This is a genomic window from Caballeronia sp. INML3B, assembly GCF_023631305.1.
GTDB lineage: Bacteria > Pseudomonadota > Gammaproteobacteria > Burkholderiales > Burkholderiaceae > Caballeronia > Caballeronia turbans.
In genome coordinates, this window is sequence record NZ_JALQDI010000045.1 from 1 (window position 1) to 15,850 (window position 15,850).

Consider the following 15,850-nt stretch of genomic DNA (forward strand, 5'->3'; position numbering starts at 1 on the left):
CGAGCTGCTTTCTTTGGTTACTTTCTTTGCAGCAGCAAAGAAAGTGACTGCCGCCCCGCATAGGGGCAACGCTAATAAACCACAGACAAAACGGGATCGGGCGAAAGCGAAGAAAAACTCACCCCGCCACATACCCCCTCCCAATCCAGGCAAGGCTAATCGGCCCCCCCCCACCCCGATCCTCAACCACCCGCCGCCGCTCGATCACAACACCGACGGCATCAACATCATCGAACTTCGCAGGCTTGGCAAGCACGACCCGAACCCAATGCGCCCCGAAATCCGCGATGACGAGCTGCGCGATGCGCTCCGCCAGCGCTTCAAGCAATTGCAAACCATGCGTAGCGAGCAGACCATGAATCGCCTCCCGCACCGCCGCATAATTCACCGTGTCCTCGATCCGATCAGTCGTGCAAGCACGAATCGAAGGCACGCCGATCGCAAGACTCAGCCGCACGGTCTGCGGATCATGCAGTTCGCTCTTGTCGATGCCGATCACCGTCTGCCCTGTCAGACCCTCGATATACACGATGTCCATCGCACCAGCGCGCGCATCCGAGGAAGCAGGTTGCGGCGCAACATACACAGCTTCGCGAATCGGTTCGAATCGGCCCATATGCTTGTTGCCGCGCAACGCGGCCCTTTGATGTGGAAAACCCGGCGCCCATCGCCAAAGTCATCCGTAAAGTGCAAGCAAAAACCGGGCAAGTTAGCCCTACTCTATGCGACTACTTATTGAACCTATGCGTCTAGGGATGTACAGTTTTTGAGAACCGGGCCGGATCAGGTCGCAGACAGCGCCCGACCCATCGCGACTGCCCGGCCACGAGGCGCGCCTGCGAGCGGATATATCCGCGAAATCGGAACAGGCAAGGAAAGCCAGAGCGCCAGCGCAAAACACAACAGATTCGGCGCCGGACGGCCGCGCACAACGCGCGCACCGGAATGCGGCGCAACGGAGACTTGCCCCCATGTCGTCGCTTGCTGACGTAGACACGCATGTCCGGGAAGTACTGAACATCGTCAATAATCCGCTGGCCGCGCGTCGCGCCAGCGATTCGGTCGCGCAATCGTGGCTGCGGTGCCTCACGGAATTCAGGCTCGATCCGGGCCGCTTCATCATGCCGCCCGTGCTCACGCAGCACGAACTCAACGATCGCCGTGACGCCGCAAGCGATCTCATCGCGTGCTCGAAGCTGGAAATGACGACGTTGTATCAACAACTCGCCGATCCGGAACTCGCCGTCGTGCTCGTCGATGCGGACGGCGTCATCGTGCATCAGGTGTCGTCGGTGCCGTTCGGCGAAGCCGTCGCCGCCGATGGCCTGCGCGTCGGCGCGCTGTGGAGCGAGCGGGAAGCAGGCACCAACGGCATGGGCACATGCCTCATCGAGCGCGATTGCATCGCCGTATGCCAGCACGAACACTTCTATCCGCGCTATACGTCGCTCACCTGCTCGGCCGCGCCGATCTTCGACGAGCGCGGCACGGTCGTCGGCGTGCTCGATGTGACGAGCCGCTCCAAGCTCTTGCAACAGCATTCCCTCGTGCTCGTCGGCATGTCGCGGCAGATGATCGAAAATCGTCTGATCGATGCGCGCTACCGGCACGCGAACATGATCCACTTCCACAGCCGTCCGGAGTTCGTCGGCACGCTGCACGCGGGCAAGCTCGCCGTCAGCGACGACGGCGTCGTGCTCGCAGCGAGCCGCAGCGCGCTCTTCCAGCTGGACCTGCGCTCGCCCGGAGAACTGTGCGGCAAGCGCATCGAGGAAGCGTTCAATGCATCGCTCGAAGACATGATCGCGCGCAGCATCCGCGGCTCGTTCCACCCAGTGACGGTCTATAGCGCGAAGGCGAACAGCCGCTTCTTCCTCACCGCGCAGACGCCGCGCGAAGGCGCCAGCGGCGCGACGCGCATCCTGATGAACGATCCCGGATCGCGCGATCTGTCCGCCCCCGGCGCGCGCGCGAAAGCGCCGAAGAAAGACGCGCGCGAGACGGCCAGCGCAGGCCGTCTCGACAAGCTCGCGCATCTGGAATTCGGCGACCCGCGCATGGCCTCGCAAATCCAGCTCGCCGCGCGCGTGATCCAGCGCAAGATCCCGATCATCCTGCGCGGCCAGACGGGCACCGGCAAGGAAGTGTTCGCCAACGCGCTGCACAGCATCAGTCCGAACGGCGGCGGCGCGTTCGTCGCCGTGAATTGCGCATCGCTGCCGGAGAATCTCATCGAAAGCGAATTGTTCGGCTATCGCGCGGGTGCGTTCACCGGCGCGCAGCGCGAGGGACGGCGCGGCAAGATCGTGCAGGCGAACGGCGGCACGCTCTTTCTCGATGAAATCGGCGATATGCCGCTCACGTTGCAGGCGCGCCTGCTGCGCGTGCTCGAAGAGCACGAGGTCACGCCGCTCGGCGCGGAAACCATCGTGAAGGTGGACTTTCAGTTGATCAGCGCGAGCCACCGCAATCTTGTCGAACTCGTGCAGACGGGCATGTTCCGCGAGGACCTGTATTACCGGCTGAACGGAATCGAGATCAATCTGCCGCCGCTGCGCGAACGCGCCGATGCACTCGCGCTCATCGCGCATATTCTCGAAACCGAATCCGACGATCCGCCCGCGCTCTCCGCCGAAGCACGGCAGGCGCTGCTGTCGTATCCGTGGCCGGGCAACATCCGCCAGTTGCGTCACGTGCTGCAAATGGCGATCGCCCTCTGCGACGGCTCCGAGATCCGCTGCGCGCATCTGCCGGCCGAGATCGTGAACGGTGCGAGCCCGGGTGCGAGCGCGCAGACGGCTCCGCGCGCGCCGGGCGTGCCGGCGGGTGCGCCGCTCGCGCATCTGGCCGAGGATGCCGATACATCGGCGCTCAACGCGATCCAGGTGAAAGAGCGGGAGACCGTGCTCCAATTGCTCGACGAGCATCGCTGGAACGTGAGCAATGTCGCGAAAGTGCTCGGCATCAGCCGCAACACGCTGTATCGGAAGATGCATCGCCTGCATATTCGCCTGTCGCACGACACGCCCGCATCCGACAACCCAGCATCCGACGCATGACGCAACCCACGCCTGCCCGCCGGCTCGACGAGTTCAAGCCCGACGCGCGCTTCGCGTGGTGCGTGACCGGCTCGGGGCATATGCTCGAAGAGTCGATCGCGCTCGCGCGGCGCCTGCCCGGTGTCGATCTGTTTCTTTCCGCCGCCGGCGAGGAAGTGCTGCCGCTCTATGGCTGGACCGTCGCCAAGCTGCGCGAGCACTTCAAGGTGTTTCGCGACAACAGCGCGAGCAGCGTGCCCGTCGGCATGATCTACAACGGCGAGTATCACACGGTCGTGATCGCGCCCGCGACGAGCAATACCGTCGCCAAATGCGCGTACGGCATCTCCGATACCTTGCCCACCAATCTCTATGCGCAAGCCGGCAAGCAATGTGTGCCGGGCATCGTGTTCGCATGCGATACCGCGCCGAGCGTCATCACGCAGACCCCGCATGAATGGGTCGAAGTGAGGCCGCGCGCGATCGAGTTCGAGAACGTCGAGCGGCTCGCGCGCTTCGCGCATACCACCGTGGCCTGCTCGCTCGACGATCTCGAAGCCGCGCTCGATCAACGCCTGTCGGACCTGAAGCTCGCATGGAACACATCGTCTTCCTGACGGGGCGGCTCGCGCAGTTGAGCCTGCATCAGGTACTCGAAAGCATCGCGCCCGCTGCCGCCGGATCGCCCTTCACGTGGGAAGTTCGCGAGATCGGTCTTCAGGTCGCGGGCCTGATGACCGCCGACATGATCCGCCGGCGCGTCGAGACGCCGTTGAGCGAAGGCACGAGCCGCATGATCGTGCCCGGGCGATGCCGCGGCGATCTCGACGCCCTCAGCGCGCATTACGGCGTGCGGGTCGAGCGCGGTCCCGAGGAAGTGAAGGACTTGCCGCAGTTTTTCGGGCGCGAGGCGCGGCATGTGGACTTGTCGCGCTACGAGACGGAGATCTTCGCGGAAATCGTCGATGCGCCGCGTCTCGATCTCGATGGCATCGCGGCGCGCGCGCGCGAGTACAAAAGCCAGGGCGCCGATGTAATCGATGTCGGCTGCCTGCCGGAGACGGCGTTTCCGCATCTCGAAGATGCGGTCACGATGCTGAAGGAGCAGGGCTTTCGCGTGAGCGTCGATTCGATGCGCGATGAAGAACTCGTGCGCGGCGGACGCGCGGGCGCGGACTATGTGATGAGCCTCAACGCCGACACACTATGGATCGCGGATGAAATCGCCTCGACGCCGATCCTCGTGCCGCGCGAACCCGCCGATGGCGCCTCGCTCGATGCCGCCATCGAAGCGCTGACGAAGCGCGGCCGCCCTTTTCTCGCCGATCCGATTCTCGATCCGATTCCGTTCGGGCTCGCGGCGTCCATCGCGCGTTACGTGTCGTTGCGCGAGCGCTATCCCGATGTGCCGATCATGATGGGCGTCGGCAACGTGACCGAGCTGACCGAGGCGGATACGAGCGGCATCAATGCGGTGCTGTTCGGCATGGCGGCGGAATTGCGCATCGCGGCCGTGCTGACGACGTCGGTGAGCCTTCATGCGCGGCGTGCCGTTCGCGAAGCCGATGTCGCACGACGCGTGATGCATGCCGCGCGCGAAACGCAGACGCTGCCCAAGGGCATTTCCGCCGATTTGTCGGCGTTGCATGCGAAGCGGCCGTTTCCTTACAACGCCGAAGAGATCGCCACGCTCGCCGCCGCGATACGCGATCCGAATTTCCGCGTGCAGGTGTCGGCGGAAGGCATTCATGTCTATAACCGCGACGGTCATCACGTCGCCGTCGATCCGTTCGCGCTCTATCCCGAGCTTAGAGTCGAGACCGATGGCGGCCATGCGTTCTATCTCGGCGTGCAGCTCGCGCGCGCGGAGATCGCGTGGCAGCTAGGCAAGCGATTCGATCAGGATCAGCCGCTCGACTGGGGATGCGAAGTCGATCGGCCCGACGAGGATCTGACGGCGTGGCATGCGCCTGGCAGCACCAGGAAAAAAAGCTAGGGCTTCCATTTGATCGAGCACCCGAGCGCGGGATATTGCACGTCGGGGGCGTCACCGTTCTGCGCCATTGCGCGCATTGCTTCGTAGAGATCGCGCCGCGCATCGGGCAAGGCTTCCTTGCGCGATGCGTCGATCCGGCCGCGATATCGCAGGCGCAGACCGGCATCGAAACCGAAGCATTCCGGCGTGCAGACCGCACCGTAGGCGCGCGCGATCTCCTGCGTTTGATCGTGCAAGTACGGAAACGGCAGGTTCCATTCTTTCGTGAGCGCGACCATGCGATCGAACGCATCGTCGGTGTAGACGGTGGCGTCGTTCGAATTGATGCCCGCCACATTGATGCCGATTTCCTTCAGCGCGCGTGCATCGCGGATCAGATTCGGCATCGCGGCTTTCACGTAGGGACAGTGATTACACATGAACACGACGACGAGACCGTTCGCGCCTTTCAGCGAGCCGAGCGTATAGGTCCGGCCGTCTGTCGCGGGAAGCGCGAATTCGCCTGCGGTCGCGCCGAGTTCCGCTGTCGGGGATTCTGTTGGCATGAGATAGCTCGCAATGGGCGGGGCCGGTGATCGTAACGTCAGTGATACCGCTTCGCCATCGCCTCGAGCGCCATCGGCCTGATGCGATCCGCATGCCCCGCGCACCCGAACGCCTCGAAACGCTCGATACACAAGTCCCGCGCGGCCGCGGTCGCCGCCTTCAACGCATGCCGCGGATCGAACTCCGATTTCGCCGACGCCATCGCCCGGCGCATCGCGCCCGTCATCGCGAGGCGGATATCCGTGTCGATGTTCACTTTCCGCACGCCGTTTGCGATGCCGCGCCGGATTTCCTCGACCGGCACGCCGAACGTCGCCGGAATCTCGCCGCCGTGCTCGCGAATGATCGCAAGCCATTCCTGCGGCACCGACGACGAGCCGTGCATCACGAGATGCGTGTCCGGAATCCGTGCGTGAATCTCGGCGATGCGATCGATCGCGAGGATATCGCCCGTCGGCTGTCGGCTGAACTTGTACGCGCCGTGCGATGTGCCGATGGCGATCGCGAGCGCGTCGATGCCCGTCGCCTCGACGAACGCGCGCGCCTCGTCGGGATCGGTCAGCAACCGGTCGTGACTCAGCGCACCCTCGGCGCCGACGCCGTCCTCTTCGCCCGCGCGCCCCGTCTCCAGCGAGCCGAGACAACCCAGCTCACCTTCGACCGAGACGCCCACGGAATGCGCCGCCTCCACGACGCGCCGGCTCACCCCCACGTTGTACTCATATTCAGCGGGCGTTTTCTGATCGGGCATGAGCGAGCCGTCCATCATCACGGACGTGAAGCCCGACCGTATCGCCTGCTGGCAAACGGACGGGCTCGCGCCGTGATCCTGATGCAGGACGACGGGGATATCCGGATGCGCCTCGACAGCCGCGAGCACCAGATGCCGCAGATACGGCTCGCCCGCGTACTTGCGCGCGCCCGCCGACGCCTGCAGGATGACCGGGCTCTTCGTCGCCTCGGCCGCCTGCATGATCGCGTGCACCTGCTCCATGTTGTTGACGTTGAACGCCGGCACGCCATATGCGTGTTCGGCCGCGTGATCCAGCAACTGCCTCAATGCGATGAAGGCCATCGTGTCATCTCCATGCAGGGTATGAAAAATTCAGGCCGCCACGCGGCGCGCTTCATCGACGAGCGCCGCCTTCGTGACGCCGAAGTGCTCGAACAACGCGCTCGCGGGCGCGGATTCGCCGAAACGATCGATGCCTATTACGCCGCCATTCAACCCGACGTACTGCCGCCAGAACGCCGTGACGCCCGCCTCGATCGCGACACGCGGCACGCCTTCGGGCAGCACGCGTTCGCGCCACACGTTGCACTGGCGATCGAACACGGTGGTCGACGGCATCGACACGACGCGCGCCAGAATGCCCTCGTCCTTCAGCGGCTCGACGGCCGCGAGCGCGAGGGCCACTTCCGAGCCGGTCGCGATCAGCACGACGCGGCGCGCATCGCGTTCGCATGTCGACGGCCAGTCGAGGAGCACGTAGCCGCCCCGCTCGATGCCGTCGATCTGCGCTTCATCGCGCGGCACGAAAGGCAGGCTCTGGCGTGACAGCAGCAGGCACGAAGGCCGGTCGCGCTCGACCGCGCTCACCCATGCCTGCATCGTCTCGACGCTATCGCACGGACGCCATACGTCGAGGCCCGGAATCATGCGCAAGCTCGCGGCGTGCTCGATCGGCTGATGTGTCGGACCGTCTTCACCGAGGCCGATGGAATCGTGCGTGAAGACGAACACCGTGCGCGTTTTCATGAGCGCGGCCATGCGCAGCGCGTTGCGCGAGTAGTCGGAAAACGTGAGGAACGTTCCGCCGAACGGCAGATAGCCGCGATGCAGCGCGACGCCGTTGAGCACCGCGCTCATGCCGAACTCGCGCACGCCGAAGTGGATGTAATTGCCTTTTTCCGGCAATGCGCTCACATCGACCGCATCTTTCCAGCGTGTGAGATTCGATCCGGTCAGGTCAGCCGAGCCGCCGAGCAGTTCGGGCAACACGCGCGCAAGGCCTTCGATGGCGAGTTGCGACGCCTTGCGCGTCGCGATCGTCTGCCGCGCGCGATCCGCGTCGCGCACGAGCGCATGCGCCATGTCGCGCCAGTTCGCCGGCAGCGCGCCACGCACCCGGCGCTCGAACTCGGCGGCCTCGGCCGGAAACACGCGACGATACGCCTGCATGCGGCGATTCCAGTTCTCCTGCGCCGCCGCGCCCGCCTCGCGCGCATCCCACAGCGCGCGAATCGACGATGGAATCTCGAACGGCGCATGCGTCCAGTCGAGCGCGCGGCGCGTGGCTTCGACTTCGTCGGCGGGAAGCGGCGCGCCGTGCACGTCGTGCGTACCGGCCATGTTGGGCGCACCCAGGCCGATCACCGTCTTGCAGCAGATCAAGGTTGGGCGGTCCGACTCGCGCGCTTCCTGCAACGCACGGGACACGTCCTCGACATCGTGGCCATCGACCGCACGCACGACGTGCCAGCCGTACGATTCGAAACGTTTCGGCGTATCGTCGGTGAACCAGCCGTCGACGTGGCCGTCGATCGAAATGCCGTTGTCGTCGTAGAGCACGGTGAGCTTGCCGAGCCGCAGCGTACCCGCGAGCGACGCCGCTTCATGCGACACGCCCTCCATCATGCAGCCATCGCCCGCAAAGACATACGTGCGGTGATCGACGATCTCGTGCCCCGGCCGATTGAATTCACGCGCGAGCAAGGCCTCGGCGAGCGCCATGCCGACCGCATTGGTCAGGCCCTGACCGAGCGGCCCGGTCGTCGTTTCGACGCCGGGCGTCACGCCCACTTCCGGATGCCCCGGCGTCTTGCTGCCCATCTGACGAAAGCGTTTTATCTCGTCGATGGACAAGTCATAGCCGCTCAGATGCAACAGTGCATAGAGGAGCATCGACCCGTGACCGTTCGACAGCACGAAGCGGTCGCGATCCGACCAATCCGGATCGGCGGGATTGTGCTTCAGATGACGCGCCCAGAGCGCGACCGCGATCTCCGCCATGCCCATCGGCATGCCGGGATGACCGGACTTCGCCTGGCTCACGGCGTCGACGGCGAGCATGCGCAACGCGTTCGCCATCTGTCGCGTATCGGGTGAGCGATGAAGTCCGGGCAAAGCCTCAGCGACGGCATTCATGAGATGCCTCCTTACATACGATGATGAGAAACCTTTCTATGCACGCGCGCGCCGGTCGCGCAGTTGCAGGATCATCGGCGTGAAGATGAGCTGCATCGCGAGACCCATCTTGCCGCCGGGCACGACGATCACATTCGGCCGCGACATGAACGAGTCGTGCAGCATCGTCAGCAGATAGGGAAAGTCGATGCCCTTCGGCTTCGCGAAGCGGATCACGACGAAGCTTTCGTCAGGCTGCGGAATCTCCCGCGCGGTGAACGGGTTCGACGTATCCACGGTCGGCACGCGCTGAAAATTCACATGCGTGCGCGAGAACTGCGGACAGATGTAGTTCACGTAATCGGGCATGCGCCGCAGGATCGTATCGACGACGGCTTCATGCGAATAACCGCGCATCGTCTGATCGCGATGCAGCTTCTGAATCCATTCGAGATTGATGATCGGCACGACGCCGACGAGCAGATCCGCATGACGCGCGATATCGACTTTCCCCGTGACGGCGCCGCCGTGCAGGCCCTCGTAGAACATCAAGTCGGTGCCGGGCGTGATGTCCTCCCACGGCGTGAAGGTGCCCGCATCTTGCCTGTAATGCGCGGCTTCGCCTTCATCGTGCACGTAATGGCGATACTGGCCGCCGCCCGTTTCGCCGTAGGTATGGAACAGGCTCTCGAGTTCTTCGAGCAGATTGGCTTCCGGCCCGAAGTGGCTGAAATTGACGAGGCCGTCGCGCTCGCTCTGCTTCATCGCCTCGCGCATGCCAAGACGATCGTATCGATGAAACGCATCGCCTTCGACGATCTGCGCATTGATTTTCTCGCGCCTGAAGATATGCGTGAAGCTCTTCATGACGGTGGTGGTGCCGGCGCCGCTAGAGCCCGTCACCGCGACGATCGGATGCTTGACTGACATGCGCTTGCCTCCCTGCTATAGATGTAATGAGCGCAGTTTCAGATGTCGATTCACGCTTGCGTTTCGGGGAGGAACAACGAGCGTTCCTTGAACAACGGCGACGTGAACGGCTTGTCCTCGCCGCGATCGTATTCGCCGTGATAGCGCTGAATGCGGTCGACTTCATTGCGCGAGCCGAGTATCACCGGCACGCGTTGATGCAGCGCCTTCGGTTCGACATCGAGAATGCGCTCGCGTCCCGTGATCGACAGCCCGCCCGCCTGCTCGACGATGAAGCTCATCGGGCTCGCTTCATAGAGCAGGCGCAGGCGTCCTTCCATCTCGGGCGTCTTGAAGTCGCGCGGATACATGAACACGCCGCCGCGCATGAGGATGCGATGCACTTCCGCGACCATCGACGCGATCCATCGCATGTTGAAGTCCTGCGCGCGGCAACCGGTGCGGCCGTCCTTGCATTCCTGCACGTAGCGGCGCACGGGCGGCTCCCAGAAGCGCTCGTTCGATGCGTTGATCGCGAACTCGCATGAATCTTCGGGGATGCGGATATCGGAATGCGTGAGCACGAAATTGCCGACATCGCGTTCCAGGGTGAAACCGTGCGTGCCGTTGCCGACGGAGAGCACGAGCATGGTCGAAGGGCCGTAGATCGCATAACCCGCCGCGACCTGTTCGCGTCCCGGGCGCAGGAACGACGCATCGTCCGGTGCGTCGCTTTCATCGCCCGCGCGTCTCAGCACGGAGAAGATCGAGCCGACCACGCCGTTGATATCGATGTTCGACGAGCCATCGAGCGGATCGAACGCAAGCAGATACTCGCCGCGCGGATACGGCTCCGGAATCGCATAGACGCGCTCCATCTCTTCCGACACCATGCCCGCGAGCAAGCCGTCCCACTCGCAATGTTGCAGGAAGATATCGTTGGTCACGAGGTCGAGCTTCTTCTGCTCCTCGCCATGCGTGTTGATCGATTGCGCCGAGCCGTGCTGTCCGCCCAGCGCGCCGCGCGTCAATGCGGCCGCGATCGTCTTGATCGATGCGGCCACGTCGATCAGAAGTGCGGACAGACCGCTCGCGGCTTCCGCACCGGGCTTGCGGTCCAGCGTGTCGATCAGGAACTTCGATAAGGTCGTGCGTCCATCCTGCATCGCGCTCTCCTTTCTGCGTTATGAATCGGTGAACACACGGCTCGCGCGGATATCGCTGGCATCGAGTCGCATCAGCGCATCGGCATCGGCGATGCCGTTGCCCGTTTCGGCTGCGGCGAACAGACGATTCGCCTGACGCAAACGCGCGCGATCCAGCGCATTGCGCACCGAGCGCGCATTGGCGAAGTTCGGCTGCCTGATGCGGTGCGCGAGATATGCTTCGAAGGCGCGGCGCGCGTCTTCGTCGAAGCGGTAATGCATGTCGGTCAGCATGTGCTCGGCGATCTGCAGCAGCTCGTCGGGCGCATAGTCCGGAAACACGAGGTGATGCGCGATGCGCGAGCGGAAGCCCGGATTGCTGTGAAAGAACGTCTCCATGCGCGACGCATAACCCGCGAGAATCACGACAAGATCGTCGCGCTGGTTCTCCATGATCTGCAGCAGGATCTCAATGGCTTCCTGTCCGTAATCGCGCTCGTTCTCCGGGCGATACAGGTAATAGGCCTCGTCGATGAAGAGCACGCCGCCCATCGCACGCTTGAGCACTTCGCGCGTTTTGGGCGCGGTATGCCCGATGTACTGACCGACCAGATCGTCCCGCGTCACCGAAACGAGATGATTGCGCCGGATATAGCCGAGCCGATGCAGAACCTGCGCCATGCGCAGCGCAACGGTGGTTTTTCCGGTGCCGGGATTGCCCGAGAAGCACATGTGCAGCGTGGGCGCACCCGACGTGATGCCGAGCGTCTTGCGGGCGCGCTCCACGAGCAGATGCGCGGCGATCTCGCGGATACGCGTCTTGACTGGGGCGAGACCGATGAGGTCCCGGTCCAGCTCCGCCAGCACTTCGCCGATGCGCGATTCGCGATAGAGCGCCATCAGATCGGCTGAGGTTTGAAGAGGCGCTTCTTCGAGCGTGGCTTCGGCGCTCATGATCGATCCTCCTCATCAATAGCGCTCGCCGCTCGGGCGATCGGTTGCGTAGGTGCGGATCGCGTAGCGCTGCACGCGGCTTCTGTCGTCCTGACGTTCGAGGCGGAAGCCTCGTTCCTGTGGTGGGCGGTTCACGATGAACGATAAGCGCATCGTTTCGAAGCCGCGCACCGAGTCGAATGCGTTCACCTTGATGTAGTGATGCGGATACGTCTTGCGGCATTCGTTCACTTCCATCAGCACGCCGGCGGCGTCGTGGAGATCGAACATCGGCAGGGCCCACATTTCCCAATACGTGTTCCGTGGATGCGGGTCATCGGTGAACTCCACTGAGCATGACCAGCCCTGGTCCAGGGCGTAGTTTATTTGTTTGGAGATTTCTTCGTCGGTGAGCGGGGGCAAGAAGGAGAACGTCCCTTGGGTGATGTTCATTTCGATATCCTTAGTATGGTTTCTTCGTGAAATCATGCTTTCGTGTCGGTCCGGGATCCGGCGAAAAAACCCCTACACCGCCGTAGCCGTAACAGCAAAATCCGGCGTATCCGTCGATGCGTAGTTGAAGGTGACATCGCGCCAGGTATCGAGCGCCTGCTTGAGCGGCGTACACGAACGCGCGGCGGCTTCCAGAATATCCGGCCCTTCATTAGCAATATCGCGCCCTTCATTCCGCGCTTTCACCATCGCTTCGAGCGCGACACGATTGGCCGTCGCACCGGCCTGAATACCTTGCGGATGCCCGATCGTGCCGCCGCCGAATTGCAGAATGCAGTCATCGCCGAAGAGATCGAGCAGTTGATGCATCTGTCCGGCGTGAATCCCGCCCGATGCCACCGGCATCACCTTGCGCAACCCCGCCCACGGTTGATCGAAGAAAATGCCGCGCGACAGATCCGGCTCGTTGCGCGCCTCGCGGCACACGTTGTAATAGCCCTGCACCGACAACGGATCGCCTTCCAGCTTGCCTACCGCCGTGCCCGCATGCGCGTGATCCACACCGGCCATGCGCAGCCACTTCGCGATCACGCGAAACGAGATGCCGTGATTGCGCTGCCGCGTGTACGTGCCATGTCCCGCGCGATGCAGATGCAGGATCATGTCGTTGCGACGCGCCCATTTCGACATCGACTGAATCGCGGTCCATCCGATCACCAGATCGATCATCACGATGCACGAGCCCAATTCCTTCGCGAATTCGGCGCGCTCGTACATGTCTTCCATCGTGCCGGCCGTCACGTTGAGGTAGTGGCCCTTCACTTCACCCGTTTCGGCTTGCGCGCGGTTCACCGCTTCCATCGAGAAGAGATAGCGGTCGCGCCAGTGCATGAAGGCCTGCGAGTTGATGTTTTCGTCATCCTTCAGGAAGTCGAGACCGCCTTTCAGTCCTTCATACACGACACGTCCGTAGTTCTTGCCCGACAAGCCGAGCTTCGGCTTGACAGTCGCGCCGAGCAGCGGCCGTCCGTATTTGTCGAGCCGCTCACGCTCGACGATGATGCCCGTTGGCGGACCCTGGAACGTCTTCAGATAGGCAACCGGAATGCGCATGTCCTCGAGACGCAGCGCCTTCAGCGGTTTGAAGCCGAACACATTGCCGATGATGGACGCCGTCAGGTTCGCCACCGATCCTTCCTCGAACAGATCGAGTTCATAGGCGATGTACGCGAAGTATTGCGGCTCGTCGGCGCGCGCGTTCGGCACCGGCTCGACGCGATACGCCTTCGCGCGATACATGTCGCACGCGGTGAGGCGATCGGTCCACACCACGGTCCATGTCGCCGTCGACGACTCGCCCGCCACGGCCGCGGCCGCTTCCTCCGGCTCGACGCCGGCTTGCGGCGTGATGCGAAAGAGCGCGATCACGTCCGTATCCTTCGGCGTGTAATCGGGCTGCCAGTAGCCCATCTCGCGATACTTCATGACACCGGCCGCATAGCGCGAGCGCGGATCGGACGGATTGCGCGCCGCCTCGACGGCGGCCTTGCTGAAGTCGTTCATTCCGTTTCCTCGACAGTGAGATGAGAGTGACGTGCGCCCCGATGTCCCAAGCGACCGTCGCGCTTGTGTGCCGCTGTGATTGCAGACTACGCACTGGCCGCGAGGAAAGGAATTCACGAATAACTTGCCGGACCATAAGCGATGCCTTAGTCGGGATTAGCCCTGATGCGTTTATGGCTGCACGAATGGGACACTTTGTTCTGATTTCGTCACAGTCGGCGCGCATGATGAACCGGCCGCGTTCTTCGGCATCCGCTTCATGCGATTGGCATGACGCTTGCATCGTCGAAACGCCGGCCCCCTCCCGGCCGCCTGGGCGGATTCGTCCGCATCGGCAAATCATTGAAGCGGTAACCGAGGCATCAACCCGACTCATATGGAGGAACGCGCATGCAATGGACTACCCCCAGCTTCACCGATATGCGTTTTGGTTTTGAAATCACGATGTATATCGCCACCCGCTGAACGCGGATCAAACCCGCACGAAGCCGCATCGAAGCAATCGCGGCTACTTCGTGCGGCTACGAATACTTTCGCCGACCATCATGATCTACGAGACCATCGTCACGACCGCGGATCGCGATGGCCGGCCGCACATCGCGCCGATGGGCGTGCGCTTCGAGGATGGTTTCGCGGTACTCGCGCCGTTCCGCCCGTCCACGACGCTCGACAACGTGCTCGCGACGAAGAGCGCCGTCATCAACTTCACGACGGACGTGCGCGTGTTCGCGGGCTGCGTGACGGGCTACGCGCGCGATTGGCCCACGGTCGCCGCGGACAGGGTGCCGAGCGTGCGGCTCGCATCGACGCTCGCGCATACCGAGTTGCGTCTCGCTGAACTTCTCGACGACGAAACACGTCCCACGCTGCGTATGGAATGCGTGCATCGCGCGACACATGCGCCGTTTGCGGGCTTCAATCGTGCGCAGGGCGCTGTCGTCGAAGGCGCGATTCTCGTGAGCCGTCTGTTCATGCTGCCGCCGGAGAAGGTGGACAGCGAGATTGCGTATCTGAAGATCGCAATCGACAAGACCGCGGGCGACGCCGAGCGCGAAGCATGGCAATGGCTCTTGCAGGCAATCGAGGCGCATCGCGCCAGGGCGCTTACCTGAAGCGTCTTTCGTGGCATTTCCACCGGAGTTTTGACGATGACCGCACTGCTCGCGAGCGTCCGCTCGGCCGACGAAGCATTCGATGCCGCGGACGCGGGGGCCGAACTGATCGACCTGAAGGAACCGGGCGCGGGCGCGCTGGGCGGGGTCGCGATCGGCGATATTGCGCATATCGTGAAGGTATTGCGTGCGCGCTATGCGGTGCGGCCGATCAGCGCGACCATCGGCGACTTGCCCAATGATGCGCTCGGCGAGATGACCGCGCGCGTGCTCGACGTCGCGGCGACGGGTGTCGATTATGTGAAGGTCGGCGTGACGCCGGGCGCGGGAGCTTCGGCGTGCCTGCGGCATCTGGCGAGCTTGCCGGCGGCGGTGGTGCCGGTGTTTCTTTCTGACGATGGCGTCGATCGCGAGCTGGCTATGCTTGCGGCGCAACTAGGGTTTGTCGGCATCGTGTTCGACACGGCGAGCAAGAACGGGCGCACGTTGTTCGATTGCGTCGATGCGGGGGTGCTTGCTTCGTGTATCGCCGATGCGCGGGCTCGCGGGACGATGATTGCAGTCGCCGGGTCGCTGGGCTGGGGCGATCTCGAGAGGATTCTTTTGCTTTCGCCGGATATCGCAGGGTTTCGGGGGGCGTTGTGTGATGAGCTTGGCGGGCGGCGGGGGAGGCTTGATCCCAAGCGGGTGGAGAAGTGGGTTCGGGCATTGCATGGGGGGGGTGGCATTGGGCTTTAGTCGGGAGGTTCAGGCTTTCGCCGGATCGCGTATTGGCATTGATTTATTAGCACTGCCCCTGTGCGGGGCGGCAGTCACTTTCTTTGCTGCTACAAAGAACGGCTTTCGCCGGATCCCGTTTTCTTTTTGGTCTATTAGCACTGCCCCTGTGCGGGGCGGCAGTCACTTTCTTTGCTGCTGCAAAGAAAGTAACCAAAGAAAGCAGCTTGTTAGGCCCGCGGTCACACGCAGTTTGGCCACGCGTGCCATGTGATCGTGGGCTGCCTAAGTGTCGCCCTCATAGGCCCAAC

General features: G+C 63.3%; 15 protein-coding genes. 6 read left to right on the forward strand and 9 right to left on the reverse strand.

Translation table 11 applies throughout. From position 1 onward, the window contains the following. Nucleotides 1-118: 118 nt before the first annotated feature. Nucleotides 119-616, reverse strand: a complete 498-nt coding sequence (locus NCS58_RS20610; protein WP_061121883.1) for a dihydroneopterin aldolase — start codon at nt 614-616, stop codon at nt 119-121. Between the two features lie 355 nt (nt 617-971). Here NCS58_RS20610 and NCS58_RS20615 point away from each other — a divergent pair, with 355 nt between their 5' ends. Genes NCS58_RS20615 through NCS58_RS20625 form a run of 3 tightly spaced genes read left to right on the forward strand, consistent with a single transcriptional unit; the run spans nt 972 to nt 5,034 of the window. Next, nucleotides 972-3,059 (forward strand): sigma-54-dependent Fis family transcriptional regulator, encoded by a 2,088-nt coding sequence (locus NCS58_RS20615; RefSeq protein ID WP_061121884.1) that lies wholly within the window; start codon nt 972-974, stop codon nt 3,057-3,059. Further along, entirely contained in the window at nt 3,056-3,655 is a 600-nt protein-coding gene (locus tag NCS58_RS20620) for a flavoprotein (protein ID WP_061121885.1), read from the forward strand. Before NCS58_RS20615 ends, NCS58_RS20620 begins: the two co-directional genes overlap by 4 nt. Further along, entirely contained in the window at nt 3,634-5,034 is a 1,401-nt protein-coding gene (locus tag NCS58_RS20625; protein WP_250477515.1) for a DUF6513 domain-containing protein, read from the forward strand. Before NCS58_RS20620 ends, NCS58_RS20625 begins: the two co-directional genes overlap by 22 nt. Here the strand turns inward: NCS58_RS20625 and NCS58_RS20630 are convergent. The 8 genes from NCS58_RS20630 to NCS58_RS20665 all read right to left on the reverse strand — a co-directional run bounded on the left by NCS58_RS20630 (nt 5,031) and on the right by NCS58_RS20665 (nt 13,710). Next, entirely contained in the window at nt 5,031-5,579 is a 549-nt protein-coding gene (locus tag NCS58_RS20630) for a thioredoxin family protein (protein ID WP_250538870.1), read from the reverse strand. The genes NCS58_RS20625 and NCS58_RS20630 overlap by 4 nt on opposite strands. Before the next feature lie 38 nt (nt 5,580-5,617). After that, the gene (gene fba / locus NCS58_RS20635; RefSeq protein ID WP_061121888.1) at nt 5,618-6,655 is read right to left on the reverse strand and encodes a class II fructose-bisphosphate aldolase; all 1,038 of its coding nucleotides are present in this window, start codon (nt 6,653-6,655) and stop codon (nt 5,618-5,620) included. Between the two features lie 30 nt (nt 6,656-6,685). Beyond that, complete coding sequence (gene tkt / locus NCS58_RS20640) at nt 6,686-8,728, reverse strand: transketolase (protein ID WP_250477516.1); 2,043 nt, start codon at nt 8,726-8,728, stop codon at nt 6,686-6,688. A gap of 36 nt (nt 8,729-8,764) precedes the next feature. Continuing rightward, a complete protein-coding gene (locus NCS58_RS20645) occupies nt 8,765-9,637 on the reverse strand; it encodes a phosphoribulokinase (RefSeq protein WP_061121890.1) in 873 nt (290 codons plus the stop codon). A gap of 50 nt (nt 9,638-9,687) precedes the next feature. Then, complete coding sequence (locus tag NCS58_RS20650) at nt 9,688-10,782, reverse strand: class 1 fructose-bisphosphatase (protein WP_061121891.1); 1,095 nt, start codon at nt 10,780-10,782, stop codon at nt 9,688-9,690. A gap of 18 nt (nt 10,783-10,800) precedes the next feature. Next, nucleotides 10,801-11,715, reverse strand: coding sequence for a CbbX protein (gene cbbX, locus NCS58_RS20655; protein WP_061121892.1), 915 nt, complete (start codon nt 11,713-11,715; stop codon nt 10,801-10,803). Nucleotides 11,716-11,730: 15 nt separating this feature from the next. After that, entirely contained in the window at nt 11,731-12,147 is a 417-nt protein-coding gene (locus tag NCS58_RS20660) for a ribulose bisphosphate carboxylase small subunit (protein WP_061121893.1), read from the reverse strand. A 72-nt stretch (nt 12,148-12,219) separates the two neighbouring features. After that, complete coding sequence (locus tag NCS58_RS20665) at nt 12,220-13,710, reverse strand: form I ribulose bisphosphate carboxylase large subunit (RefSeq protein WP_061121894.1); 1,491 nt, start codon at nt 13,708-13,710, stop codon at nt 12,220-12,222. A gap of 390 nt (nt 13,711-14,100) precedes the next feature. On the opposite strand from NCS58_RS20665, the gene pqqA reads away from it, so the two are divergent. The 3 genes from pqqA (at nt 14,101) to NCS58_RS20680 (ending at nt 15,560) form a co-directional block, all read left to right on the forward strand. Then, the gene (gene pqqA / locus NCS58_RS20670) at nt 14,101-14,175 is read left to right on the forward strand and encodes a pyrroloquinoline quinone precursor peptide PqqA (RefSeq protein ID WP_008354335.1); all 75 of its coding nucleotides are present in this window, start codon (nt 14,101-14,103) and stop codon (nt 14,173-14,175) included. A gap of 80 nt (nt 14,176-14,255) precedes the next feature. Beyond that, entirely contained in the window at nt 14,256-14,822 is a 567-nt protein-coding gene (locus NCS58_RS20675; RefSeq protein ID WP_061121895.1) for a DUF447 domain-containing protein, read from the forward strand. A 36-nt stretch (nt 14,823-14,858) separates the two neighbouring features. Then, complete coding sequence (locus NCS58_RS20680) at nt 14,859-15,560, forward strand: (5-formylfuran-3-yl)methyl phosphate synthase (RefSeq protein WP_061121896.1); 702 nt, start codon at nt 14,859-14,861, stop codon at nt 15,558-15,560. The last annotated feature ends 290 nt before the right edge of the window (nt 15,561-15,850 follow it).

What these genes read in the sequence shown, in the direction of transcription:
- NCS58_RS20610 (WP_061121883.1), bottom strand. Translation starts at nt 616, where the DNA reads ATGGGCCGATTCGAACCGATTCGCGAAGCTGTGTATGTTGCGCCGCAA.
- NCS58_RS20615 (WP_061121884.1), top strand. Translation starts at nt 972, where the DNA reads ATGTCGTCGCTTGCTGACGTAGACACGCATGTCCGGGAAGTACTGAAC.
- NCS58_RS20620 (WP_061121885.1), top strand. Translation starts at nt 3,056, where the DNA reads ATGACGCAACCCACGCCTGCCCGCCGGCTCGACGAGTTCAAGCCCGAC.
- NCS58_RS20625 (WP_250477515.1), top strand. Translation starts at nt 3,634, where the DNA reads ATGGAACACATCGTCTTCCTGACGGGGCGGCTCGCGCAGTTGAGCCTG.
- NCS58_RS20630 (WP_250538870.1), bottom strand. Translation starts at nt 5,579, where the DNA reads ATGCCAACAGAATCCCCGACAGCGGAACTCGGCGCGACCGCAGGCGAA.
- fba (WP_061121888.1), bottom strand. Translation starts at nt 6,655, where the DNA reads ATGGCCTTCATCGCATTGAGGCAGTTGCTGGATCACGCGGCCGAACAC.
- tkt (WP_250477516.1), bottom strand. Translation starts at nt 8,728, where the DNA reads ATGAATGCCGTCGCTGAGGCTTTGCCCGGACTTCATCGCTCACCCGAT.
- NCS58_RS20645 (WP_061121890.1), bottom strand. Translation starts at nt 9,637, where the DNA reads ATGTCAGTCAAGCATCCGATCGTCGCGGTGACGGGCTCTAGCGGCGCC.
- NCS58_RS20650 (WP_061121891.1), bottom strand. Translation starts at nt 10,782, where the DNA reads ATGCAGGATGGACGCACGACCTTATCGAAGTTCCTGATCGACACGCTG.
- cbbX (WP_061121892.1), bottom strand. Translation starts at nt 11,715, where the DNA reads ATGAGCGCCGAAGCCACGCTCGAAGAAGCGCCTCTTCAAACCTCAGCC.
- NCS58_RS20660 (WP_061121893.1), bottom strand. Translation starts at nt 12,147, where the DNA reads ATGAACATCACCCAAGGGACGTTCTCCTTCTTGCCCCCGCTCACCGAC.
- NCS58_RS20665 (WP_061121894.1), bottom strand. Translation starts at nt 13,710, where the DNA reads ATGAACGACTTCAGCAAGGCCGCCGTCGAGGCGGCGCGCAATCCGTCC.
- NCS58_RS20675 (WP_061121895.1), top strand. Translation starts at nt 14,256, where the DNA reads ATGATCTACGAGACCATCGTCACGACCGCGGATCGCGATGGCCGGCCG.
- NCS58_RS20680 (WP_061121896.1), top strand. Translation starts at nt 14,859, where the DNA reads ATGACCGCACTGCTCGCGAGCGTCCGCTCGGCCGACGAAGCATTCGAT.